This window comes from Noviherbaspirillum galbum (assembly GCF_010974945.1).
In the GTDB taxonomy this organism is placed as follows: domain Bacteria; phylum Pseudomonadota; class Gammaproteobacteria; order Burkholderiales; family Burkholderiaceae_D; genus Noviherbaspirillum; species Noviherbaspirillum galbum.
Genome location: NZ_JAAIVB010000078.1, coordinates 1 through 24,011 on the forward strand (window position 1 = coordinate 1; position 24,011 = coordinate 24,011).

27 protein-coding genes are annotated in these 24,011 nt (G+C 65.2%); 10 read left to right on the top strand and 17 right to left on the bottom strand.

Annotated features, from left to right (window positions below; genetic code table 11):
- The 9 genes from G3574_RS22655 to pedF form a co-directional block, all read right to left on the bottom strand.
- The coding region (locus tag G3574_RS22655; protein ID WP_163967829.1) for a TonB-dependent receptor plug domain-containing protein at positions 1–751 on the bottom strand (751 nt) is incomplete at its 3' end.
- Positions 752–1,131: 380 nt separating this feature from the next.
- The gene (locus G3574_RS22660) at positions 1,132–2,874 is read right to left on the bottom strand and encodes a PQQ-dependent methanol/ethanol family dehydrogenase (RefSeq protein WP_163968138.1); all 1,743 of its coding nucleotides are present in this window, start codon (positions 2,872–2,874) and stop codon (positions 1,132–1,134) included.
- Between the two features lie 65 nt (positions 2,875–2,939).
- Positions 2,940–3,332, bottom strand: a complete 393-nt coding sequence (locus G3574_RS22665) for a DUF779 domain-containing protein (protein WP_163967830.1) — start codon at positions 3,330–3,332, stop codon at positions 2,940–2,942.
- 55 nt (positions 3,333–3,387) lie between these two features.
- A complete protein-coding gene (gene adh, locus G3574_RS22670; RefSeq protein ID WP_163967831.1) occupies positions 3,388–4,908 on the bottom strand; it encodes an aldehyde dehydrogenase in 1,521 nt (506 codons plus the stop codon).
- A gap of 294 nt (positions 4,909–5,202) precedes the next feature.
- Entirely contained in the window at positions 5,203–6,327 is a 1,125-nt protein-coding gene (locus G3574_RS22675) for a porin (protein WP_163967832.1), read from the bottom strand.
- A gap of 284 nt (positions 6,328–6,611) precedes the next feature.
- Positions 6,612–7,571 carry an FAD:protein FMN transferase gene (locus tag G3574_RS22680; RefSeq protein ID WP_235953575.1) on the bottom strand — a complete coding sequence of 320 codons (960 nt, stop codon included), beginning with the start codon at positions 7,569–7,571 and terminating at the stop codon, positions 6,612–6,614.
- A gap of 24 nt (positions 7,572–7,595) precedes the next feature.
- The gene (locus G3574_RS22685) at positions 7,596–9,737 is read right to left on the bottom strand and encodes a 4Fe-4S binding protein (protein ID WP_235953576.1); all 2,142 of its coding nucleotides are present in this window, start codon (positions 9,735–9,737) and stop codon (positions 7,596–7,598) included.
- Between the two features lie 16 nt (positions 9,738–9,753).
- Entirely contained in the window at positions 9,754–10,584 is an 831-nt protein-coding gene (locus tag G3574_RS22690; protein ID WP_163967833.1) for a substrate-binding periplasmic protein, read from the bottom strand.
- A 61-nt stretch (positions 10,585–10,645) separates the two neighbouring features.
- Positions 10,646–11,119: a cytochrome c-550 PedF gene (gene pedF, locus G3574_RS22695; protein WP_163967834.1), complete on the bottom strand. Its 474-nt coding sequence runs from the start codon at positions 11,117–11,119 to the stop codon at positions 10,646–10,648.
- A gap of 198 nt (positions 11,120–11,317) precedes the next feature.
- On the opposite strand from pedF, the gene G3574_RS22700 reads away from it, so the two are divergent.
- The 3 genes from G3574_RS22700 (at position 11,318) to G3574_RS22710 (ending at position 15,165) form a co-directional block, all read left to right on the top strand.
- On the top strand, positions 11,318–12,100 hold the full coding sequence (locus G3574_RS22700; RefSeq protein WP_163967835.1) for a DUF4184 family protein: 783 nt from the start codon (positions 11,318–11,320) through the stop codon (positions 12,098–12,100).
- Between the two features lie 100 nt (positions 12,101–12,200).
- The gene (locus tag G3574_RS22705) at positions 12,201–13,376 is read left to right on the top strand and encodes a chromate transporter (protein WP_163968141.1); all 1,176 of its coding nucleotides are present in this window, start codon (positions 12,201–12,203) and stop codon (positions 13,374–13,376) included.
- A gap of 139 nt (positions 13,377–13,515) precedes the next feature.
- Complete coding sequence (locus G3574_RS22710; RefSeq protein ID WP_163967836.1) at positions 13,516–15,165, top strand: isovaleryl-CoA dehydrogenase; 1,650 nt, start codon at positions 13,516–13,518, stop codon at positions 15,163–15,165.
- Here G3574_RS22710 and G3574_RS22715 read toward each other — a convergent pair.
- A complete protein-coding gene (locus tag G3574_RS22715; RefSeq protein ID WP_163967837.1) occupies positions 15,162–15,503 on the bottom strand; it encodes a thioredoxin family protein in 342 nt (113 codons plus the stop codon). The two genes, G3574_RS22710 and G3574_RS22715, sit on opposite strands and share 4 nt — an antisense overlap.
- 191 nt (positions 15,504–15,694) lie before the next feature.
- On the opposite strand from G3574_RS22715, the gene G3574_RS22720 reads away from it, so the two are divergent.
- From G3574_RS22720 to G3574_RS22730, 3 genes are all read left to right on the top strand, one after another.
- Complete coding sequence (locus G3574_RS22720) at positions 15,695–15,976, top strand: hypothetical protein (RefSeq protein WP_163967838.1); 282 nt, start codon at positions 15,695–15,697, stop codon at positions 15,974–15,976.
- Between the two features lie 19 nt (positions 15,977–15,995).
- Entirely contained in the window at positions 15,996–16,634 is a 639-nt protein-coding gene (locus G3574_RS22725; protein WP_163967839.1) for a GNAT family N-acetyltransferase, read from the top strand.
- A gap of 73 nt (positions 16,635–16,707) precedes the next feature.
- Positions 16,708–17,235, top strand: coding sequence for a hypothetical protein (locus tag G3574_RS22730; RefSeq protein ID WP_163967840.1), 528 nt, complete (start codon positions 16,708–16,710; stop codon positions 17,233–17,235).
- Between the two features lie 8 nt (positions 17,236–17,243).
- Here G3574_RS22730 and G3574_RS22735 read toward each other — a convergent pair whose 3' ends face one another.
- Positions 17,244–17,675: a GNAT family N-acetyltransferase gene (locus tag G3574_RS22735; RefSeq protein ID WP_163967841.1), complete on the bottom strand. Its 432-nt coding sequence runs from the start codon at positions 17,673–17,675 to the stop codon at positions 17,244–17,246.
- A 236-nt stretch (positions 17,676–17,911) separates the two neighbouring features.
- Here G3574_RS22735 and G3574_RS22740 point away from each other — a divergent pair, with 236 nt between their 5' ends.
- Positions 17,912–18,136, top strand: a complete 225-nt coding sequence (locus G3574_RS22740) for a hypothetical protein (protein WP_163967842.1) — start codon at positions 17,912–17,914, stop codon at positions 18,134–18,136.
- Positions 18,137–18,159: 23 nt separating this feature from the next.
- Here the strand turns inward: G3574_RS22740 and G3574_RS22745 are convergent, their stop codons facing one another.
- Entirely contained in the window at positions 18,160–18,678 is a 519-nt protein-coding gene (locus G3574_RS22745; protein WP_235953577.1) for a nuclear transport factor 2 family protein, read from the bottom strand.
- A 63-nt stretch (positions 18,679–18,741) separates the two neighbouring features.
- Here G3574_RS22745 and G3574_RS22750 point away from each other — a divergent pair, with 63 nt between their 5' ends.
- Complete coding sequence (locus G3574_RS22750; RefSeq protein ID WP_163967843.1) at positions 18,742–20,253, top strand: AMP nucleosidase; 1,512 nt, start codon at positions 18,742–18,744, stop codon at positions 20,251–20,253.
- Positions 20,254–20,277: 24 nt separating this feature from the next.
- Here G3574_RS22750 and G3574_RS22755 read toward each other — a convergent pair whose 3' ends face one another.
- A complete protein-coding gene (locus G3574_RS22755) occupies positions 20,278–20,571 on the bottom strand; it encodes a DUF1488 family protein (RefSeq protein WP_163967844.1) in 294 nt (97 codons plus the stop codon).
- A 378-nt stretch (positions 20,572–20,949) separates the two neighbouring features.
- On the opposite strand from G3574_RS22755, the gene G3574_RS22760 reads away from it, so the two are divergent.
- On the top strand, positions 20,950–21,390 hold the full coding sequence (locus G3574_RS22760) for a thioesterase family protein (protein WP_163967845.1): 441 nt from the start codon (positions 20,950–20,952) through the stop codon (positions 21,388–21,390).
- Here G3574_RS22760 and G3574_RS22765 read toward each other — a convergent pair.
- A complete protein-coding gene (locus tag G3574_RS22765) occupies positions 21,377–21,553 on the bottom strand; it encodes an oxidoreductase-like domain-containing protein (RefSeq protein WP_163967846.1) in 177 nt (58 codons plus the stop codon). The genes G3574_RS22760 and G3574_RS22765 overlap by 14 nt on opposite strands.
- 281 nt (positions 21,554–21,834) lie before the next feature.
- On the opposite strand from G3574_RS22765, the gene G3574_RS22770 reads away from it, so the two are divergent.
- Positions 21,835–22,065 (top strand): hypothetical protein, encoded by a 231-nt coding sequence (locus tag G3574_RS22770; protein ID WP_163967847.1) that lies wholly within the window; start codon positions 21,835–21,837, stop codon positions 22,063–22,065.
- A gap of 34 nt (positions 22,066–22,099) precedes the next feature.
- On the opposite strand, the gene G3574_RS22775 is transcribed toward G3574_RS22770, so the two are convergent.
- Genes G3574_RS22775 through G3574_RS22785 form a run of 3 tightly spaced genes read right to left on the bottom strand, consistent with a single transcriptional unit; the run spans position 22,100 to position 23,958 of the window.
- Complete coding sequence (locus tag G3574_RS22775) at positions 22,100–22,312, bottom strand: DUF3820 family protein (protein WP_163967848.1); 213 nt, start codon at positions 22,310–22,312, stop codon at positions 22,100–22,102.
- A 23-nt stretch (positions 22,313–22,335) separates the two neighbouring features.
- Complete coding sequence (locus G3574_RS22780) at positions 22,336–23,439, bottom strand: 6-phosphofructokinase (RefSeq protein WP_235953578.1); 1,104 nt, start codon at positions 23,437–23,439, stop codon at positions 22,336–22,338.
- 33 nt (positions 23,440–23,472) lie between these two features.
- Complete coding sequence (locus tag G3574_RS22785) at positions 23,473–23,958, bottom strand: hypothetical protein (RefSeq protein ID WP_163967850.1); 486 nt, start codon at positions 23,956–23,958, stop codon at positions 23,473–23,475.
- Between the last annotated feature and the right edge of the window lie 53 nt (positions 23,959–24,011).

Here is a 24,011-nt window from a genome sequence, read left to right on the forward strand (position 1 = left end):
CGGTGAGGGTGGTGTCGGGGCCGGCGTTCCAGACACCCTTGGCATTGAACTGGTTGCGCTCGGCGGCGCTGTGGTCGCGATAGCCGTCGGTGGTGTAGTGGCTCAGGTCGGCGCGCAGGCCGGCGCCATCGGTGCCCGCGGCGAAGCCGGCGGTGAGCTGGCGCTGGTTGTCGCTGCCGGCGCCGGCGGCAACGCTGGCCTGGTTGGCGCCGGGGCGCAGGGGCGGGTCCTGGGAAAAGATCTGCACCACGCCGCCGGAGGCATTGCCATAGAGCTGGGCGACGGGGCCGCGCAGGACCTCGATGCGCTGGACGGAGGGCAGGCTGGCGGAAGCGGCCTGGCCCTGGCCGTCGGGCATGGTGGCGGGGATGCCGTCGATGAGCAGGCGGATGCCGCGCACGCCGAAGGTGGAGCGGGTGCCGAAGCCGCGCACGGAGAGCTGCAGGTCCTGGGCGTAGTTCTGGCGTTCGCGCAGCTGCAGGCCGGGGACGGCGCCGGTGAGTTCGGAGAGGTTGACCAGGGGCGTGTTGGCGCGTAGGGGATCGAGCTGGATGGCGTCGATGGAAGCAGCGGCGTCGAACTGGCGCTGGGCGTTGCGGCTGGCGGAGATGACGATGCTCTCCGGCGGGCGGCCGTCGTCGGTTGAGGCGGCGGTCTGTGCCGTCGCCGGCACGCAGGGCCATGCCGCGCAAATCGGCAACAGGATTCCGGTCCAGCGCCAGTTGGTTCGCGAATCAGGATTGCGGCTCATCGTAATCTTGTCTCCATCGTTGTTATAGGCAGGGCAGCTTGCCTTGGTGTGCCTCGCTGTGCGCCTTCGCCAGGTGCAGCAGGCCGATGCCTCTGATACCCAATTCAGCAAGTTGCATGCCACGCCTCATGCCGTTGGTTGGAGCGCGGAAGAGGCGGCTCCGGTGCAAAAGCCGTTCGCATGCAGCGATTCTTGAGGATCATCTGTCCCTGAATGGGACAGGTGTTGCAGGCTGGCGCATTCGCTGCCGGAGACACGATGGCCGCCGTATCGGCAGGACAAAAAAAACCGGCGGCAAGCGCCGCCGGCAAACACTCCCGGAGAAGGACCGCCGGACAGCGCCGGCGGAAGGTGGAGTGGAGACAACCAGAGAGGATGACTTAGATCGATGCGAGCTTGAAGACCCAGACCGAGCCGCCCTGTTCGAGGAAGTTCACGCGCTTGGCCACTTCGCCGCCCCACAGGGGAACCGCGCCGCCCCAGCCGGACACGACCGCAACGTACTGCACGCCGTTCTCTTCCCAGGTGACCGGCGGCGCGACCACGCCGGAGCCGGTCTGAAATTTCCAGACTTCCTTGCCGGTCTTCGCGTCGATCGCCTTGATGAAGCCCTCGGGCGTGCCATAGAACACCAGGTTGCCGCCGGTGGTCATGACGCCGCCCCACAGCGGCGCGTTGTTCTTCACTTCCCAGACAATCTTGCCGCTCTTCGGATCGACCGCGCGCAGCGCGCCGATGTAGTCTTCGTTCAGCGGCTTGATGGTGAAGCCTGCGCCAAGGAAGGCGGCGCCCTTCTTGTAGCTGATCGGTTCGTTCCAGATGTCCATGCCCCACTCGTTCGCGGGCACATAGAACAGACCGGTATTCGGGCTGAACGCCATGGGCATCTGGTTCTTCCCGCCGAGGAAGCCCGGCGCGGCAAACACGACTTCGCCTTTCTTGCCATCGCTGCCTTTCGTCGGATCGCCGGGACGTCCGGTCGGCGTGTAGTTGGGACGGCCGGTCTTGAGGTCGATTCCGGTCGCCCAAGTGATCTTCTTGACGAAGGGGAAGGCGTTCTGCAGCTTGCCGTCCTTGGCGTCGATCACGTAGAAGAAGCCATTGCGGTCGGCCTTGCCGCCGAAGCGCTTGCCGTTCATGTCGAAGGTGACGAATTCGTTCACGCCGTCGAAGTCCCAGCCGTCGTGCGGGGTCGTCTGGTAATGCCACTTGATCTGGCCGGTCGCGACGTCGATGGCAACCGTGGATGAGGAGAACAGGTTGTCGCCGGGCCGGAGGTGGCTGTTCCAGGGGGCTGGGTTGCCGGTGCCGAAATAGGCCAGGCCGGTGGACGGGTCATAGGTGCCGCCGAGCCAGGTCGCCGCGCCGCCGGTCTTCCACAGCTCGCCGGGCCAGGACTTGTTGGTGGTGCCGGAAATGCCGTTCTCGGTGGACTTGCCATCCTTGTCGTACTTGTAGCCCATGTGGCCTTCGACCGTCGGACGCATCCAGACCAGCTGGCCGGTGCGCGGATCGCGCGCCTCGACGCGGCCGACCACGCCGAACTCGCCGCCCGACACGCCGGTCAGCAGCAAGCCCTTGGCAATCAGCGGCGCGGCGGTGTTGGAATAGCCGGCGGCGTAGTCATCGATCTTTTCCTTCCACACGAGGTCGCCGGTCTTCTGGTCGAGCGCGACGAGATAGGCATCCAGCGTGCTGAAGATCACGAGGTTGTCATAGAGCGCGGCGCCGCGGTTGACCACGTCGCAGCAGGGCATGATGCCTTCCGGCAGGCGGTGCTCGTACTTCCACAGCTTCTCGCCGGTCTTGGCATCCAGCGCATAGATGCGCGAATAGGAGGCGGTGACGAACATGCGGCCGTCGTGGATCACCGGCTGGGATTCCTGGCCGCGCTGCTTCTCGCCGCCGAACGAGAACGACCACGCTGGCACGAGGCGCGCGGCGTTCTTTGAATTAATCTGGTTGAGCGGGGAGTAACGCTGGCCTTGCGGGCCCATGCCCCAGGACAGCACGTCCTTGGTGCTCTTCGCGTCGTTGTCCAACATGGCGTCGGTCACCGGCGTGGACTTGTCATTGCCGGCGGCATGCGCCAGCAGAGGGCTTGCCAGCGCGGCAAGCACCATCGTTGTCAATATCGTGTTCTTCACTTTATCTCCTCCAAGGTTGAAATTTTGAATTGGCCTGATCGTTACTGTGCTTCTTCCCTCGCTTCCCGCTTGGCCAGCAGGTCGCATTCTTCATCGCTGAACAGCCGGGAACGGGTGAAGAAGCGGCTGCCCGTTCCGTTTTCCAGCGAAAACATGCCACCCATGCCCGGCACGACGTCGATGATCAGCTGGGTGTGCTTCCAGTATTCGAACTGGTCGTGGCCGATGTAGAAGGGCGCGCCATTCAGCGTGCCCATGCAGACGTCGGCCTGGCTGAGGCTGAATTCGCCGGCCGGGTAACACATCGGCGAACTGCCATCGCAGCATCCGCCGGACTGGAAAAACATCAGGGGACCATAGCGTTGCGTCAGTGTTCCGATCAGGTCCATGGCGGCGTCCGTGGCGACCACGCGCGGCGGAATGTTCTCTGCCATCTGTCCTCCTTCGTTGGGCGCAGGGGCGGCGCGGACCGCCCCGGCGCGATCTCGCTTAGAAGAAGCCGAGCGCCTTCGGGCTGTAGCTCACCAGCAGGTTCTTCGTCTGCTGGTAATGGTCGAGCATCATCTTGTGCGTCTCGCGGCCGATGCCGGACTGCTTGTAGCCGCCGAACGCGGCATGCGCCGGATAGAGGTGGTAGCAGTTGGTCCAGACGCGGCCGGCTTCGATGTTGCGGCCCATGCGGAAGGCGCGCGCGCCGTCGCGGCTCCACACGCCGGCGCCGAGGCCATAGAGGGTATCGTTCGCGATCGCCAGCGCTTCTTCCTCATCCTTGAAGGTCGTCACCGAAACCACCGGCCCGAAGATTTCTTCCTGGAAGATGCGCATCTTGTTGTGGCCGCGGAAGATCGTCGGCTTGACGTAGTAGCCTGACTGCAGGTCGCCCGGCAGCTGGTGGCGCTCGCCGCCGGTCAGCACCTCGGCGCCTTCCTGGCGGCCAATGTCGATGTAGGACAAGATCTTCTCGAGCTGCTCCTGGGATGCCTGCGCGCCGATCATGGTGGACGCATCCAGGGGGCTGCCCTGCTTGATGGCATTCACGCGCTGGACCGCACGCTCGATGAACCGGTCATAGATGGATTCCTGCACCAGCACGCGCGACGGGCAGGTGCAGACCTCGCCCTGGTTCAGCGCGAACATGGCGAAACCTTCGAGGCACTTGTCGAAGAACTCGTCATCCTTGTCCATGACGTCGGCAAAGAAGATGTTGGGCGACTTGCCGCCGAGTTCCAGCGTCACGGGGATGAGATTCTGCGACGCGTATTGCATGATCAGGCGGCCGGTGCCGGTCTCGCCGGTGAAGGCGATCTTGGCGATGCGCTTGTTCGAGGCCAGCGGCTTGCCGGCTTCCAGGCCGAAGCCATTGACGACGTTGAGCACGCCGGGCGGCAGAAGGTCGGCGATCAGTTCCACCAGGACCATGATGGACGCGGGCGTCTGCTCGGCAGGCTTGAGCACCACGCAGTTGCCGGCCGCCAGCGCGGGCGCCACCTTCCATGCGGCCATCAGGATCGGGAAGTTCCAGGGAATGATCTGGCCGACGACGCCGAGCGGCTCATGGAAATGATAGGCGTAGGTTTCGGAATCGATTTCGCCGATGCTGCCTTCCTGCGAGCGGATGCAGGCGGCGAAGTAACGGAAATGGTCGATGGCCAGGGGAATGTCGGCCGCCATGGTCTCGCGGATGGGCTTGCCGTTGTCGATCGTTTCCGCGGTCGCCAGGAGCTGCAGGTTGGCTTCCATGCGGTCGGCGATCTTGTTGAGGATGTTCGCGCGGTCGGTCGGGGACGTCTTGGCCCAGCCTTTCTTGGCGGCGTGCGCGGCATCGAGCGCCAGCTCGATGTCGTCGGCGCTTGAACGTGCCACTTCGCAGAAGGCGCGGCCGATCACCGGGCTGATGTTCTCGAAGTATTCGCCCTTGGTCGGGGGAACGAACTTGCCACCGATGAAGTTGTCGTAGCGCTGCTTGAACGGGGTGGCGATGCCCAGTTTGGTGATGTCTGCCAGATTCATGTCTTCCTCCGAGTTGGCGTATGGGGTGATGGGTTCGAGTGCGGTAGCACGATCCCTTATTGGCAATACCTGTGCCAGCGTCGAAACCGGGAATTCAGGCGGTTTCAGGCCATGCCTGGGCGGCGGGTTGTGCGGAATTTGAGCAACCGGAGCGCGGGTGTCACAAGCTGCAACACTCGTCTCTGAACAGCCTTGCAACACCTCTGCGACGCAAGCTCCCGGTACGCGCCGAAAACGTCGACGCCCGCACGGCGCGCTGCCATGCGGGCGTTCGTTTCCGGCGGAAATGCAGGTTTAGAAGAACAGGATGCCGCCAAGCGAAATGCCGTTCAGGCGCGCATCGCGGCCGGCGACGTCGCGCGATCGGGTTTGCCCGACCTCGCCCACCAGCGTCACGCTCTTCGTCAGCGCGTAATAGGAGCCGATCGTCAGGTTGCGGTTCGAACGCAGGCCGGCGGTGTCATCCTGGTTGCGGCTCATCCCGTAGCCGATGCCGAGCTTGAGCTTGTCGGACGTCTTGTAGGTCGCCTGAAGGAAGACGTTGTTCGAGCGGATGTCGCCCTGGTCGCCATCGGAGAGGATGCCGAGACCCTTGCCGGTCTGCGCGTTGCCGAGCAGCGCCAGGTCGCCCGCGGTCCAGGACGCGCCGATCTCGAAGGCGTTCATGTTGAAGTCAGGCGCGGCGGTGGTGGAATAGAACTTCTGCGTCTTGGCGCCGGCCCATGCCTTGAATCCTTGCCCGCCGACGGAGACTTGTCCCTGCAGCTGCGGCATCGACTTGGCGTTGAAGATGCCGCCGTTGCCGACGGGACTGACCAGCGCCACGTCGAACCCGAGCCCGCCGGCCTTCGGTGCGCTGTAGGCGATCTGGCCGTAGGTGCCAAGGTAGGTATAGCCCGCGCCGATATGACCCAGCGTCACCCGGCCGCGCTGGGTGGCCTGCACCGGCGCGCCCGCGCCGAGCAGCGTCATGTCGCTCAGGATGGCATTCGAGCCGAAGATGCCATAATCGCGGCCGAGCTTGAAGGTGCCGAGCTCGCCGTTGCCGACGGTGATGAATGCCTGGCGCACGTCGACGCCATTGTTCGCCGCGATGGCGCTGTCGGTCGCGGTGTGCGCCATGATGCCGATCGTTCCGCCGACGTCGTAGCCGCCCTGCTTGCTCTTCGCGCCGACGATGAGCGCATTCGGCAGCAGGCCGTTGCCGATGGTGGTGCGGTGATCTTCTCCGCCGCAGCCGAGAGCCTTGCCCGCGAGGGCGATGCCGGCCACGTCGGCGCCCGAGCAACCGACGGCGGTGTAGTAGGCATTGACGATGCCGCCAACCGAGACGTTCCATTCTCCCGCCTGCATCTCGACGGCCTGCGCCGCATGACAGCCCATCAGGGCGCACGCGCCCGCCAACAAACTCTTCTTCATGTTCTCTCCCAAATTTAATGTTGAAATCACCATGGACATGGCTTGGGGGCAACATGGCAAGAGCTGTGCCGGTAATGAGAATGTCTTTGGCGCCTCATGCCGGAGCCGGCATGAGGCATGGCCTTAGTCCTTGTATTTCAAGGGAATTCGCGCGGCGCGGCGAGGGCCGCCAGATGATCGCCGGCCGGTCTCGCGGGGATGTTCCGCCGCTGGGGCGGGAACGGCGCATGTCCGGTTTTGCAGCAACTGCTCCGGCGGGCGTTCATTTTTTTATCAGTTGGACGTCAGATGAGCGGGACATTCGCCGTGCGGAAAATGCGGCCTGCCTTGTCGACCATGAAGACGTCGACGCCCTTCATGTCGCTGACGAGCCGCATCCCTTCTTCCCTGCCGAGCACCATCAGGGCGGTCGACAACCCGTCGGCCATCATGGCATCGGGCGCGAAGACGGTGACGCTGGACAGTTCCTCGGGAGATCGCCCGGTCAGCGGGTTCCAGATGTGATGGTCGGCGTAGCCGTCGGCGAAGCGCGTCGCATAGTCGCCGGAAGTTGCTACTCCGCGCCCATCCATGGCGGCGGCGGCAATCATCGCCGCTTCCCGCCGCGGATCGGCCAGTCCGATCTGCCATGGGTGCGCCTGGTCGCGCCTGCCGGCACTGCGCAACTCGCCGATATCCACCAAGGCGTGTTCGATGCCACGCCGGCGCAGCGTGGCGAGGGCGACGTCGGTGGCGTAGCCTTGGGCGATGCCGTTGAGCGTGACGGCCATGCCCGGCCGCTTGAGGCGGACTTCATGCGCGCTGAACGCAAGATCGCGCCATCCCACCTTCTGCAAGGCCTGCGACCGGTCACGGCCGTCGACACTCGGCTCCCAGAGCGGCTGCACCGTGACGTCGAATGCGCCTTGGGTGCGCATCGACAGGTATTGCGCCGTCTCCAGCACGCGCAGCAGGTGAGGATGCGGATGTCCGAGACGGCCTTCGTCGTTGAGGATGCGCACCTGGCTATCGGGGCGGTACAGGCTCATCAGCCGGTCAACCTCCGCGGCGGCGGCGAAGGCGGCAGAGATGGCCTCCATGGCGGCGCCTTCGTCGTGATGCACCACCTGCATCGATACCGTGGTGCCGAAAGCGAGGCTGGCGCCGCGATAGACGCGCTGGCCTTCCGGAAGCATCCTTTCCCAGCCGCAGGCAGCGGCAACGATGCCCATGCCGGCCGCGAGAAATTGTCGTCGTCGCATCATGTCCCCCGAAGATACAAGTAGATGTCAGGCCGCGCGCACCGGAATCACCCGCCGCTTCTTTTCCAGCAGGAGCGGCGCGCACAGGTCGTCGCTCTGGTGGATGACGACGCAATCCATGCACTGGAAGCATTCGTCGTAGCGGATGGCGCCGTCCTTGCGGATCGCGCCATAGTCGCATCGATGGCGGCAGGTCTGGCAGGGCGTGCCGCATTCCTTCCGGCGCGGCAGCCAGTTCCACAGGCGCACCCGCCCCAGCACCGCCAGGCCGGCGCCGAACGGACACAGATAACGGCAGAACGCCTTGTAGACGAGCGCATTGAGGGCCAGCAGTCCGGCGGCATACAGCACGTAAGGCCAGGCGCGGACGAAGTTGAGAGTGATGGCCGTCTTGAAGGGTTCGAGCTCGACGAGCCTGTCGGTCCAGGCCGGCGACCACCAGGCGCAAGCCAGGATCCCCGCCAGCGCGATGTATTTCAGGCCGCGCAATGCCTGGTCCGTCCGCCTGCCCACGCGCCATTGCGGCACGCGCAGCAGCCGCGCGGCTTTGGCAACGAATTCCTGCATGGCGCCGAAGGGACAGAGCCAGCCGCAGAATGTGCCCCGTCCCCAAATGAACAGGCTGACCAGCACCCCTCCCCATAACACGATCGACATCGGGTCGTACATGAGATACGACAGGTCGCGCTTTTCATGGAGCGCCTGGACCAGCCCGGTGAGGTTGACGATGGATAACTGCCCTTGCGCGAACCAGCCGATGAAAACAAGGGTGAAGCCGAGAAAGCCCGTGCGGATGCGCCCGAAGCGGCGGCCGTCCGCCACCAGTCCGCGCCAGCGCAGCAGGGCGGCGAACAGCAGCGCCAGCGCCGCGACGGCCAGCGCGATTTCCATCCAGCGCTGCTTCCAGATCGGCAGCCAGCCCTTGTTGTCGGGCTCCGGCTTGACGACGAATCGTGCCGGCAAAGCCAGCGAAAAAGAAAAATCGCGGGTGAATTTCTCGGGGTAGATCTGGCCCTTGAAGCGCTGTACCTTGAAGGCGAACTGCATGGGCAGCGCGGGGTCGAGACCGCTCTGCGCGATGACGCGGAAAATCTTGAACTGCCTGCCCTGCAGCGGCGAGTCCGCTGGCGGCTTCAGGTCGAAGTTCAGGTCGCGCATCTCCATCGGCAGGCCGCCCTGGCTGAGGACGAGGCGGTCGGATACCGTGCCGGGCACGAAGCTGTCCGACACGATGCCGTAGCGGCCGCGCCAGGAAACGAGCAAGGCATGGTCGCCGGGCTCGAGCCGGCCCTTCAGGCGCTCCTGGTCGCGCGGCGTCAACAGGCTCTGGGCGGCGGACGGCACGGACAAGGGCGTCACCGCGAGGTCAATGAAGCTCGACGACGGCTGCGACACGGCCTCCTGGTCGATACCTTCCGCTTCGCTGCCGGCGAAGGCACGTTCGACGGCGGCATTATCGAGCTGCAGGCGGGATAGCAGTCCCGCGGCTTGCAGCTCTTCAGGGCGCAGGCGTTCCAGATAGTTTTGCCGGACGCGGGCGATCCGGTCCGGATCGCTGCCGCCGGAAAAGCCGAGCCGCGCGCGCGCCACCTTCAAGGCGGCGGCGATCACGCTCTGGTTGATGATGCGCACGGAGGCGGTGGCTTTCGCCACGCCATCGATATGAACGTTGCCGGCGTCGTTGCCGGCGCGGTTGCGCGGCGCGGCGTCGATGGCAATGTTCTGGCGCAGCGAGAGGCCGCGGTACTGCGCGGCAAAGCGGTGCAGCGGCGCTTCGCCCAGGCCGTCGAGGAACACCGGCTCATGATGCGAGATCACGCGCACGTCCACGAACTCGCCGGACGGGCCGAGCAGCACCAGCATGTTGACCGGAACGCCCGCGAATCCCGGAATGGCAACGAAGTCGATCGACTCGAAGGCATAGCCGACGAGATCGTTGCTGGTAGCGTTTTGCTTGAACACCGGCCAGACCGGCAAGGCCGGGTCGCGCTCGCCGAGCAGATAGGGCGAGGGGAAGGCGCGCGCCATGGCGTCGCGCGTCATGACGCCGGCACGCGCCTCGCGGCCCGCCATCAGCAGGCTCAGGCCGGACAGCAGCAGGAAGGTAACGATGAACTCCATGGCCATGCGGAACACGGCATGGCGGCGCGTTGCGGATAGGGCCAGCATGAGGAGGGATCAGGGCTCAGGGCTTGACCGGATTGACGCCGTATTTGCGGAAGATGGCGGCAAGCTCGCCCGATTCCACCAGGTCATTCATGGCCGCCTGCAGCGCCTTCGCTAGTTCGAGGTTTTCCTTCTTTACCGCCAGCCCGGCGACCCAGCCCTGTCCCGGCAAGCGGGCGAAGCGCACGTCCGACATCGCGAGATTGGCATCGCCCTTCATGCCGGACTCGATCTCGGACTGCGTGGCGAGCACCGCGGCGAGTTCTCCCGCGCGCAGTTTTTCCATGGCATCGGTGGCATGTTCGAAAATGCGCACGTCGTTGCGGTAGCGGCCTTCCCCTTCGCCCAGCAGCAGCATGGCGGCGATGGATACCTTTTCCACGCCGACGGGCTTGCCGGCGATGCAGTCGATGCCGTCGCACTGCGGTACCTTGCGGACGTCGCGCACGAGGCGCACCCGGTCGCGGTAATAGGGCGCGAAGATCTCGACCCGCTTGTTGTCTTCCATCAGCCGGCGGTCGACGGGAACGTGCATCATCACGTCGGCGGGGCCGTATCCGAGGTAATGACCTTTCCAGACCATGTTGCGCAAGTCGTCGTTGACTTCCTCGCCGGCGTCGAAGGGCAGCAGGCTCATCTTGAGGCCCAGCTTGCCCGCGAGGGCGTTGGCGATGTCGACGTCGATGCCGGCGCCGTTGTCGGAAAACGGCGGCATGCCCTTGTAGACCGCCACCTTCAGGACGCCGGTCTTCTTCGCCTCGGCGAGATCGGCCCAGGCCGGCATCGCGGCCGCCAGGGCGCAGGCGGCCAGCAACAGGATGCGCGCGACGCGCGTGCTTGCTTGTTTCATGCTTGTCTCCATTGTCGTTGTTATGTGAAAAAGGCTTCAGGCCCGCGCGCCGGGCACCGCCTTATTTGACTTCGCGGCGGGTCTCGAGATAAGACTTGACGGACCAGAAGGCTTCCTGCGACAGGATGCCCTCGAACTTCGGCATGTAGACCGCGCCGTTGCGCACCTTGCCGTTGCGGACCGAGCTGAGGAAGTACTTGTCGACGTCCTTGTAGCAAGCCTTTTTCTTGCTTTCGTTGGCGAGCTTGACGCAGTCGCGGTCGAGCATGCGCAGGTCGGGCGCGATGCCGCCGGAAATCGCTTCGATGCCGTGGCAGCGCGCGCAGTTCTGGTTATAGGCGGAACTGCCGATGCGGATGGCGTCCTTGTTGCCGGAGAACGGATTCTCTTCACGCCACTGATCGCCGAGCTGCGGCAGTCCCTTGGTGTCGACGGCCTGCGGCGTGACGTCGCCGTGGGCTGCCGCGGTGGCGGTGTAGAAGGCGGTGCCGGCGACGATCGCGGCGGCGAGGGCGTGGGTGAGCAGGGTTTTCATGGTCTCTCCTTGTTGGTGGATGCGGGTTTCCCACGAATAGGCAAGTCCTGTGCCACTGGATTTTTCCTTCCCGCGCAGTCTTTTGCGGCCGGGATGCGCGCCATGCTGCTGCAATTTGGAACACCGCTGTCACGTCCTGCAACAGGCTTGTCCGCGGTAGAATGCCCGGTGTCCTACCCGCCCCGTTCGCCGTCCTCCATGCCCTTCACTTTCGCCCATCCGGCCGCCATTCTCCCCGTGCGCCGCTTCTGGCCGGCGGCCAACGCGCAGGCTCTCGCGATCGGCAGCATGAGTCCCGACTTCGCCTACTTCTTCAAGCTGGGCGTACCGGGATGGTTCAGCCACAGCCTGGCCGGCATCGCCTTCTTCTGCGTTCCGGCGGGGCTGGTGGCTTACGTCCTGTACTACCTGTTGCTGAAAGGGCCGCTGCTTGCGCTGATGCCCGCATCCCTGGGGCGCAGGCTGAACGGCGACCCCGCGGCCTGGGTGCCGCGCACGGCGCGCGACCTGCTCGTGCTGCTGGCCTCGTTCGCGGCGGGCGCGGCGACGCATCTCGCATGGGACAGCTTCACGCATGGCAATACGCTGCCGACGCGTTACTGGACCTGGCTGCACCAACCGCTTGCCCTCGCCGATGGCGTGTTCCTGCCGCTCTACAACCTGCTGCAGCATGCCAGCACAGCGCTCGGACTCGCGGTGCTCGCGTTGTGGATCGCACGCTGGTGGATCCGGACGCCGGCAAGCGACGCGCCGCATGCCGGCTTGCGGCCGGGCGCCCGCGTCCTGGTGCTGGCCGGGCTGGCCGCCGCCGCCGTGCTGGGCTGGGTTGCCGGCACCGCGGGACTCGGTCCGGTGTCGCTGGAAAGGCTGCTCTTCTTCGGCATCGTGCGTAGCGTGCGCTACGCGAGCGCGGCGCTGCTGCTGTATGCGGTTGCCGTGCAGATCCGCGCCCTTCATGCCGGACGTCGCCTGCTGTCCTGAATGAGGCCGTGGAGTCATAAGCAGATAACCAGAATGTACGAGGACGACATGGCGGATTGATATCATGTACTCTCCTGGAGAAGAGAACGAGGAGAATGCCATGCACCACGAGGATGGCCCGGCGGCCGCGAAACCGTCGTACACGCTCTGGCAGCTCGTCCGCTACATGCTGCGTCTCGGCAGCCTCGGATTCGGCGGACCGGTCGCCCTCGTCGGCTACATGCACCGCGACCTCGTGGAGGACCGGCGCTGGATATCCGAGGCGGATTACAAGGAAGGCCTGGCGCTCGCCCAGCTCGCGCCCGGACCGCTGGCGGCGCAGCTTGGCATCTACCTCGGCTATGTGCATTACCGCATCCGCGGCGCCACCCTCGCCGGCCTCGCCTTCGTGCTCCCCTCTTTCCTCATGGTGGTCGCGCTGGGATGGGCCTACGTCCGTTTCGGCGGCCTGCCATGGATGCAGGCGGTGTTCTACGGCGTCGGCGCGGCCGTGATCGGCATCATCGCGATGAGCGCCAGGAAGCTGACGGAAAAGAGCGTCGGCAAGGACAAGCTGCTCTGGGCCATCTATCTTGTCCTTGCCGTGGTCACCGTAGTCACCGAGTCCGAGATCGCCTGGCTGTTCATCGCGGCGGGCATCCTGGTCTGGCTGCTACGCGCACCGCCGCGCTGGCCGGGCAAGCTGCAGGCGGCCGCCCTGACCCAGATGCCGCTCGCCGGCAGCCTCCTCGGCTCGGTCGATGGCTCGGTGCTGGCGCAGGTCGGCATCTTCTTCGCGAAGGCCGGCGCCTTCGTCTTCGGTTCCGGCCTCGCGATCGTGCCTTTCCTGTACGGCGGCGTGGTGACCGAACACCACTGGCTCAACGACAAGCAATTCGTCGATGCCGTCGCCGTTGCGATGATCACTCCCGGGCCGGTGGTGATCACCGTCGGCTTCATCGGCTACCTGATCGCCGGGCTGTCCGGCGCGAGCGTGGCCGCGTTCGCCACCTTCGTGCCTTGCTACCTGTTCACCATCATCCCGGCGCCATACTTCAAGCGCTACGGCAGGCTGCCCGGCGTGGTGGCCTTCGTGGACGGCATCACCGCCGCGGCGGTCGGCGCCATCGCCGGCTCGGTGATCGTGATCGCGCGGCGTTCCATCGTCGACCTGCCGACCGCCTGCATCGCCATCGGGACGGTGCTGCTGCTGTTGAAGTTCAGGAAGCTGCAGGAGCCCGCCATCATCGTCATCGCTGCCGTGCTCGGCCTGGTGCTGCATCCCCTGCTGCATTGAGGCATGCCGACCTGGCCTGCGGGGAAGGCGTCTTGCGGCTTGAATCTTTACTCTAAACATTGCGTGCCTTACAGCGCGCCGCCCTGCCCGCGTCCGGCGCGCTGTAAGATGTCGCATCGAGAGTGCGACGGAGACAAGCATGCCATGGCCTACCCATGAGGTCACCAACCAGGTGCCCGAACTGCAGGACTACAACCTCTTCCTGACCGATCCTGCCTTGCAGGAAAACGCCCGCCGCGAAGGCGCTGACTGGTACCGGGAAAACCTCGCGCGCTTCGGCGAAGAGCTCGGGCGGAAGGAAACGCTGGAACTCGGCGAACAAGCCAACCGGTTCCTGCCGGAACTTTCCACCCATGACCGCTTCGGCAACCGGGTAGACAAGGTCGATTTCCACCCGAGCTGGCATGCCCTGCTGGCGCTGCTGCGGCGCGAAGGCCTGCATGCCATGCCCTGGTCCGATCCGCGCCCGGGAGCGCACGTCGCGCGCGCCGCCGGTTATTTCCTGCAAGCCCAGGTGGAAGCCGGATCGCTCTGCCCGACCACCATGACCTTCGCGTCCATCCCGGTGCTGCAGAACGAACCCTCCCTGTTCGCCGGCCTGCGCGACAAGCTGTTTTCCAGGGAGCACGATCCGCGCGACCTGCCGATCGCGCAAAAGAAATCCATCATGATCGGCATGGGCATGACCGAGAAGCAGGGCGGCTCCGACGTGCGCACCAACAGCACCATGGCGCGTCCGCTGAATGGCGAGGGCCGCGGCGCGGAATATGCGCTGACCGGCCACAAGTGGTTTTTCTCGGCGCCGATGTGCGACGCCCACCTCGTGCTGGCACGGACGGAGAATGGCGTGTCCTGCTTCTTCGTGCCGCGCTGGCGTGCCGACGGCGGCAAGAACAGCGTGCTGGTGCAGCGCCTGAAGGACAAGCTCGGCAACCGTTCCAACTCCAGCAGCGAAGTCGAGTTCCAGGAAGCCAGCGGCATCATGGTAGGCGATGAAGGACGCGGCGTTCCCACCATCATCGAGATGGCCAACCATACCCGCCTTGACTGCGTCATCGGCAGCGCCGCCCTCATGCGCCAGGCCCTGGTACAGGCCATCCACCATGCGCGGCACCGCAGCGCGTTCGGCCGCCATCTCGCCGATCAGCCGCTGATGCGCAACGTCCTGGCCGATCTCGCGCTCGAATCCGAGGCCGCCACCCTGCTCATGCTGAGGCTGGCGCGATCCTTCGAAGCGCCGTCCGATCCGCTGGAGCGCGCGTGGCGGCGCATCGTCACGCCGGCGGCCAAGTTCTGGGTCTGCAAGCGAGCCATCGAGTTCGCCGGCGAGTGCATGGAAGTCTGGGGCGGCAACGGCTACGTCGAGACCGGCCCGATGGCCCGTCATTACCGGGAAGCGCCGGTGAATTCGATCTGGGAAGGATCGGGCAACGTGATGTGCCTGGACGTGATGCGTGCCATCGAACGCGAACCCGAAGGCGCGTCGCTGCTGATGCAGGAACTGTCCCGGGCCGGCGCATCGCATGCCGGCATGGCGGCCCTGCTGCAATCATTGAAGGAAAACCTGGCCGCGCCGCCGGAGCAGCGCGAAATGCTGGGACGCCGCTTCGTCCAGCAACTGGTCCTGGCGCTGCAAGGCAGCCTGATGCTGGCGCACGCGCCGGCGTGGATGGCGGATGCCTTCATCGACAGCCGTTCCGGCGCGGCCGGCGGCAGGGTCTACGGCACGTTGCGTGCGGACGCGGCGGCGCAGCAGCAGATCCTGCAGCGCGCCTTTCCCGCGGCTTAGACCGCGCCTGGGGGCGACTGCAATTGCGCAAGCGCCTCGCGGATCTGGCCGGCGGAACCGGGCCGCACCAACCGGCCCACTTCCGCGCCGTCGCGCATGAACACCAGCGTGGGCCAAAGCTTCACGCGAAAGCTCCTGCCCAGCGGCCGGCCCCTGCCGTCCTCGATCTTGATGTGCCGCACTGCCGGATGGTCGTTCATTGCCGCGCCGATCGCATCCTGCGTTCCCATGCAGATGCTGCACCACGGGGCTCCGAATTCGAGCACGACCGGGCCGTTGATGGCATCCACCTGTTCGCGCGACGGTTCCACGTCGGCATACTGGGTCGTCATTGACATCTTTTCTTTCCTTGGTTTGATTCGCCTGTTCTCGTTGGAAAGCTTAAATCGCGGGCGGGTTCCCCGGGCCGCGCCTGAGGAATGACGAGCCGGTGATGGCACTCCCCCGCCGTCTTGCAATCCAATCCCGTAATTGTATATATCATGGACCGGCCCCTAGCTTGCGCCGAGATGCTACACGGATACTCACGATGGAAAAATTCTTGATCTGCAACGAGTTTGGACAGGCGCAGGAACTGAGCGGCGAGGAAGTCGTCGTGCCGGGCTGCGAAGAAATACAGTTCATCCTGCATGCCTGGCTGTATGACCGGCACGGAGGCTGGGCCGTCACGGAAAGGTCTTCCGGCAAGCGGATCGCCAGCGGCCCACAAGGCACGGAACATACTGCCCTCGCCCAGGTGGAAAGACAGATCGCCACCCATGGCAAGGAAACGCTGATGCGCGTGCTGGGCGCCGGCCGCAGGTCGGACTGACGCATCGAAGGGTGGCTCGATGCCGATTCGGTGGATCGTGCCGGATACGTCGCCCCTGCCCCTTGGCGCGTATCGCGGATTCGTCTTCAACCTGGAGGGGCGGCGCCTGTTTCCCCGCCTCGTCCAGGCAATGATCTGGGGGAATAGCCGGCGCTATGCCGACCTGCTCGGTCCCGGCCATGCCGTCATGCAAGCCGCGGGGTGGCGGGAGGCCGATGGCATGCCGGTCTGCGTCAGCGCGATGCATGGCGGGCGTATCGCCGGCGTCGCCTGGGCGCGGCGCATCATCCTTGGCAACGATGAACTTGGGTGCAACCTGTCTTTCGCGGTGCACCCCGAACTCGAAGGCCGCGGCGTGGCGCGGCTGGCGACCGCCTTCGCCTTCGAGCTGCTCTATCGGGAACGGCCCCGGCCGGTCGTCGCCAACGTCCAGACCCGTGAAGCCAACCACCGCGCGATCGCCCTCGCCCGCTCGCTGGGCTTCCACGCGCCTCGCCTGGCGCGGGTTCCCGCGCCCCTGTCCGGGGAAGCGGAGGGCCCTCCCTTCATCACCCTGCGCGCCGACGCGGCGGCCCTGCACTGCATCACGGAAGACTTGCTGATGAAGCGTCTTGGGTGGAACGCCGCGCACGCCATCCGCGAAGGCATGAGGGCCTGAGTTCCACCTTGACAAGCATGTTGCGTGGCGGCAGGATTCCCCATCCCGTCATTGCCAGCATGCCTGTCGTTCCATGTTCATCCACGTCGCCTGTGAAATCGTTCTTCTCTCAGCCTGCCTCGCGGCCAGCCTGGTTTGCTGGAAGAGGAGAGATGCACTGGCGGCCATCGGTTTCGCCCTGATCGGCATCGCCTCGGCGCTTGGCGCGCTGGAGTATGCGGGACTGGCCGGACTCGGGGAGCCGCATCGCTTCGCGAGCAGGCTGTCCGGAAAGATCAGCCTGTTCCTGGTGGCGCTGGATGCCTTGCGCGTCCCCGGGTCCTGGCTGCTCGCGGCGCTGGCGCTGGCGGCATTCCCCTTTCTGCCGCCGTTCGTCTCGCTGGCAGTCAACATCGTCGCCCTGGCCGGCATCGTCTGGGGCGGCCGCCGGCATGCCTTGTGGAGTTCGCTGGCGGGGGCCGTCCTGTTTGCCCTGGCGGGACTGCTGATCGGCACGAAGGGGGAATGGCATGGGTTCGCGCGCCTCGACCTCTATCACCTCGCCATCGCGGCGGCCGTAGCATGCTGGGCGGCGGGCAGCCTGCGCCGCGGCCGCACTTAGTCCAGGCTTTAGTCCAGGCGCTTGAACATGGCCGCAGCCGGTTCGGAAAGCGAAGCGCCAGAACCTGACTGCAATCCCGCCGGCACCGCGTCGCGCTCGGCCGGTTCGTAACCGTACATCCTGAAGAAGCCGCCGGCCGTGCCGGGCAGCAGATAAAGATCATCGATGCCGGCTTCCCGCGCATGGCTCTCGATCAGTTCCAGCAGCCGGCTGCCGAGGCCTCGGCTGTGCATGGACGGCTCCACCGCCAGCGACAGGATCGTTCCCTTGCTGCCATCGGCTTCGAGGCCCACCGCGCCAAGCACGCGCGAGGTCTGGCTGAGGACGATGAAATGCGCCAGGTGGCCGGCCGTGATGTCGTCCGAAGGGAGGGCATTGGCATCCAGCAGCGCGCGGATGGAGGGCAGGTCGCCGGCGGCGGCGGGACGGATGGTCAGCATGGGGAATCTCCGGAAAGCAGGGAATGGCGGCAAGGCGCAAGAATGCCACATTTCCCGGCAGGGCGCCGCATCGTCCACGTCCGCTTCCCCGTCCGCTTCAGCGTGGCTTTTTGCAGTTCGATCCCGCATTTCCGCAGTTCGTCGCATTCCGGTCGCGTCCCCGGCAAGGCATGGCTACAGTGACACCATCACATCGCGACAACACCTCGAACAACACGCACCGGAAAGGATACGCCATGAAAACCGCACGCTCCCTGCACATCGCCATCGTCGCCGCCGTTGCCGCCCTCACAGCCGCCGCCGCGGTCAGCGCGATCCATCCCCAGGCCGCACCGGCGGATTGCGCCACGGCGGCCGTCGACGCCTCCCTGCCCCGCGTCGTCATCACCGCCAAGCGCCTGACGCCGATGGAAAAGCTGGCTGACCTGGTCTCGGAAAAGATGGGCCGGCTGCTGTCCTGAGCGGTGAACCATCGGATTGATGGTCAGGCAGGATTGCGCAGGTCCCCGGCGCCGCGCTGCATCAGGAGCGGCAGCGGACAGCAATCCTGCCAGTATTCGGTGATCTGCGAAATCTTGCCGCCGCTGATCTCGAAAAAAGAAATGACGCGCATCTCGCGCATTCCGTCGCTCATGCTGACATCGGAAACCGCTTCGTCGCTGCCGCCGACGACGCGATGGACGGTGAAGCGCCAGGGAGCGCCGTCGGCGAACTGGCCGTTCATGCTTGCGAACCCGTCGGCGCCAGTGACGCGATCCTCGGATTGCGGCCGCTCCAGCGTAAAGTCATGCGCCAGCACGGCGCCCACCGCCCCGAAGTCATTGCCCGCCATCAAACGCCAGAAGTGAAAGACAATATCGGTCGCGGACGGATACATCGGAAAAGCCTCCATCGAATGAACATGCAATCGGACACGCAGGGCGTGCTTACGGTGGAGAATGTTACCCGCGGCATGGACTTCCGCCATCCCATACGTATGGGTTTTTGCCTTCCTTCCCTTCATGTCCGCCATCACCGGCGGGCGCTTGTTCTACAATAGGCCAAGTCCATCACCAGGGAGTCCCTGTTGCTCACTCCGCCCTATGTCGCACCCGCGCTCTACGATGATCCCGCCGCCGCGCTCGAACAGGTCCGCCTCATCTATCATTCCGGCATCCAGCATCTGCGCGACTGCCTGCGCCGTTTCGTGGAGGGTGAGAATTTTCCGAGCCGCGTCCGGGCGTGCTACCCCTATGTGCGGGTGCATACCGATACCGTGGCGCGCGCGGATTCCCGCCGGTCGTACGGCTTCGTCGCCGGCCCCGGCACCTACGAGACCACCCTTACCCGTCCGGATCTGTTCGCCAATTATTACCCCGAACAATTCCGGCTTCTCCTGAAGAACCACGGCTACAACCACCAGGTGCGGCTGGAGATCGGGGTCAGCGCGCAGCCCATCCCGGTGCATTTCTCCTTCGCGGAGCATGATCACATCGAGGGCACGATGCCGCCCGAGCGGCGCCTCGCCATGCGCGACCTGTTCGACCTGCCCGACCTTGCCGCAATGGACGACGGCATCGCCAACGGCACCAACGACATTCCCGCGGGCGAGCCCCAGCCGCTGGCCTTGTTTACCGCGCCCCGGGTCGATTATTCATTGCAGCGCCTGCGGCACTACACGGGCACGGCCGCAGAGCACTTCCAGAATTTCGTGCTGTTCACCAACTACCAGTTTTACATCGACGAATTCCTCAAGCTCGGCCATGAAATCATGGCGCGCGCCCGGCCGGATGCATCGGAAGACCAGCACGGCTACGTTGCCTTCGTCGAGCCGGGCAACGTCGTCACGCGCCGCATCGGCGAAGCGCCGCAGCCGGGCGATGCGCTCGGGGCGCCGCCGCCGCGCATGCCGCAGATGCCGGCCTACCACCTCGTGCGCGAAGACGGCTGCGGCATCACCATGATCAACATCGGCGTCGGTCCCGCCAATGCGAAGACCATTACCGACCATGTGGCGGTGCTGCGTCCGCATGCCTGGCTGATGCTCGGCCACTGCGCAGGGCTGCGCAATACCCAGCAGCTCGGCGACTACGTGCTCGCCCACGGTTACGTCCGCGAAGATCACGTCCTGGACGAAGACCTGCCGCTCTGGGTGCCGATCCCGCCGCTCGCGGAAGTCCAGCTCGCCCTCGAGGCCGCGGTTGCGGAAGTAACGCAGCTGACGGGTTATGAACTCAAGCGCGTGATGCGCACCGGCACCGTGGCCAGCACCGACAACCGCAACTGGGAACTGCTGCCGCACCGCACGCCGGAGCGCCGCTTCTCGCAAAGCCGCGCCATTGCCCTGGACATGGAGAGCGCGACGATCGCGGCGAACGGTTTCCGTTTCCGCGTACCCTATGGCACCCTGCTATGCGTTAGCGACAAACCGCTGCATGGCGAGATCAAGCTGCCGGGAATGGCGAATCATTTTTACCGGGAACGGGTCGACCAGCATTTGCGCATCGGCATCCGTGCAGTGGAGCTGCTGCGCAAGCAGGGAGTGGACAAGCTTCACAGCCGCAAGCTGCGCAGCTTCGCCGAGGTTGCCTTCCAGTGATGCCCCGCGCAGCGGGCCCGGGGATCAGGGAGCTGCGGGGCGTCCTTCGGGATGCAGGCGGAAGATGGAAGGCTTGATTTCCAGGATGGGTTGCGCCGGCTCGGCATCCGCCAGGGTCTTGGCGGTGGAACGGATCGTGGTTTCGAAGGCGTGGAACACGTCGAGCGAGTCGGCGTCCGACACGTCGACATCCTTCATGTCGGAAAGCGACTCCAGTGCCTCGCGTGAAATGACGCACTGGTGTTCCGACCCGCCAATGCTGACCTGGAAGACAACGCCGTGCTCGGTCAGGCGTGGATTGTTTTCACGTGAGGCCATGGGGCATCCTTTCTCGTGACGGCGGAAGGGTAGGCGTACGGACCGCGCAAGGGCACGGTGTCCGCACATTCGCATGGCTGACCGGCAATGGCGGCGCCATGACACATTATGGGGTACGGTGATGCACGCGCTGCCGGAGCGGCTTTGGCAGGAACGTCGATGCAAAACACTATACATTGTGCCCATGGAACTGTCCGCGCATGCAACCCGTGATATTGAGGCTGGTCAGAGCACTCCGCATTAAAGCTTGAAAAGGCTGTGAGGCGGAAACGATATGCGCAAGGGCAAGGGCGGCACGATTTCCCGCGCGCAAGCCAGGCGGCGTATCCGCAGGGAATGACGGGTACAATGGCGTCTCCTTTGCAAGATCGCTTCGCCATGGCCCGCCTCACCCTCGAATTTCCAGAAGACCAATTCCATTATTCCACCACGCTGACGGTCCGCGTCACCGATATCAATGCGGCAAACCATCTTGGCAACGACTCGATGATTTCCATGATTTCCGAAGCGCGCGCCCGCTTCCTGTGGGAATTCGGCATCCGCGAGAGGCAGGCGGACGACGTGGGCATCATCGTCACCGACCTGGCGACCACCTACAAGAGCGAAGCGTATGCACGGGACCAGCTGCTGTTCGACGTCGGCGTCATGGATTTCAATGCCTATGGCGGCGACATCATCTTCCGCATCTCGCGTCCGCGCGACGGGATGCTGATCGCCATGGCGAAATCGGGCTTTGTCTTCTTCAATTACACGGCCAAGCGCGTGGCGCCCATGCCCGAGGAATTCCGGGCGAAATTCCCGAAGGTCAACTTCCTGTGACCGGGCCGGCCGGCGCATGCCGGGCCTCCCATTCGCGCAGCGCCTGCCGGTAGCGCTGCAGGTCGTCGGTGTAGCGGTCGAAGATGCAGGGATCGCAGCCGCTCTGGCAGCAGTCTTCCAAGGCCGGCTCCTCCGGCGGGACGGGACGGGGATCGTTTTCCATGTTGTCTGAATTGGTTGGACGGGTGCGGCCCGGACCGGCCGCGTTCCCGCCATTATCGCATCCGGCATCGATCCTCCGGCTGGCGCCGGGCGGCCGGCGCGCTGTTGAACAAACGCAGCCGGCGCGCCGAAAGACCGAAAATCTGCAATGAAGCTGATGATTGCCAAGAACAAGCCTGCGCCCCTCCGGTCATAGTAGAGCTGATGTTCAATGAACGCCTCGGGGCACGTGGAATGAATATGAAATACCGTCAGGAGCAAACAGAACGCCAAGGGATGTCAATGCTTGGCAGGGCAGTCATCATCGGCCTGGTCGGCACCGCCGCCGCCGTCACCTGGGTCGCATCGGGACGCAGGCAGCTGCGGTCGCGCCGCGCTTCCGACCGCGGCATGGAGCGCCGCAATCCCATGCATTTCTTCCTGGCCGGCAGGAACCCGATGCGGCGGGCGATCGATCGTTCCGGCCAGCGTCCGCTGTTCGAGCGGCGCGAATCGGTCTACGAAAGCATGTAAGGAGCGCGTCTGGAAGGCCGATCCGTTGCGCCTGTCACTGACGGCGCAAGGGATCGAGCAGGTGGCGCAAGGCGTTGTGGTCCAGCTCGAACATGATCGCCAGCAGTTCGCCCAGCCGCCCTGGAGGAAATCCTTCCCGGGACATCCAGCCCAGGTAATGCCCGGGCAGGTCGGCGAGCAGCCTGTCCTTGTACTTTCCGTACGGCATTCGCCATGTGACGAGAAGCTTCAGGTCTTCGGCCTGCATGAGCGTATCCGATCCGCCTTTCCTTAATCGCCGAAGCTGATGCCGAGGTCGCGGCCGGTCGCCACGGTATCGCCTTCGAGCGGTACGCTCTTCATGCGGCCGATGAGTTCGGCAAGCGGCACGTACTGCACGTTCGGGAACGCCAGCGCCACCATGATGCCGTGCTTGCCCTCGTCCAGCGCGCGCACCGCTGCCGCGCCGAAACGCAGGGCCGCGAGCCGGTCGAACGCCGTCGGGCTGCCGCCGCGCAGCAGGTGGCCGAGCACCACGACGCGCGCCTCCTTGCCGGTGCGCTCCTGCAGTTGGTGCGCGACCCGTTCGCCGATGCCGCCCAGCCGCTCCACGTGGCCGTCCGCGGCGGGCGCCGCAACCGCCATCGCGCCTCCCCTGGCATGCGCGCCCTCGGCGACCACGATGATGGAATACATGCGCCCGAGCTGGTCGCGCGCCTTGACCTTGTCCGCCACCCGGTCGATCTCGTAGGGAATCTCGGGAATCAGGATGCCATGCGCGCCGCCGGCAATGCCCGCATGCAGGGCGATCCATCCGGCGTAGCGTCCCATGACCTCGACGACCATGATGCGCTGGTGGCTTTCCGCCGTGCTGTGCAGGCGGTCCAGGCATTCGGTCGCGAAGGTGACCGCGGTGTCGAAGCCGAAGGTGGTGACCGTCTTGTCGAGGTCGTTGTCGATGGTCTTGGGAACGCCTATGACTTTCAAGCCCTTGCGGCCGAGCGCCTCGGCGATGGTCAGCGAGCCGTCGCCGCCCACCGCCACCAGGGCATCGATGTCCTTGCTGGCAAAGAAGGCGAGGATGTCGTCGGACCGGTCGGCAAGCACCGTCTCGCCCGCAGGCGTGCGGGTCGGGTAGGAAAGCGGATTGCCGCGATTGGTGGTGCCGAGGATCGTGCCTCCGAGGTGGGAGATGCCGCGCACCGTATCAGGAGTGAGACGGACGAAGCCGCCCGACGGGTAACGTTCGGGTTGAAGGATGCCATCGAAACCGTCGCGGATGCCGATGCATTCCCAGCCGCGGTTCGTCGCGGCGCTGACCACCGCGCGGATCACGGCATTCAGGCCTGGGGCGTCCCCGCCTCCGGTATTGATCGCTATGCGTTTCATCGCCATGATCATGCGCTCCTGCAAGGGAGAAAAACGGGATCAGCGGTCATGCGCCTGGCCGCTTCCCTCGGAGACCGGCCTGCCGGCAAGCACATCGTTTCCGGGGCCGGAGAGCGCCTCGCGCACGACCTGGCGCATCCGCGCGTACGCCTGGTCGCCGTACGTTTCGCGCAGCACGGACAGGTCGGTGAAGCCCGACGCCCCCATGAGCTTCGCGGCGCTGCGGATGCCATGCATGATCTGCGGCGAATACCGCCCAGAGCCAAGCAGGATGTAAAAAGGAAGGGCATTGAACGGGGCATGGCTCTTGACGTGCCGGAGCAGGTCGAACATCCGGCCGCTGTCGAAGTGCACGCCGCAAGCCACGAAGCCGATCCGCTCGTCGAGCTCCGCGACGGCGTCTTCCATGGAATGGGTGATGACCAGGCTGAATTCGCTACCCAGCACGTCAGTGACCTGCGGCACGTCTCGCGGACGCACGGCGACGAGAATGGTCTTGTCTTTCGCTGTTGATGCGTGTTGCACGTTGTTTTCCGCTCCCATGGCTGTTGTCGCGCGGCTTTTCAGTATCCGTTTTT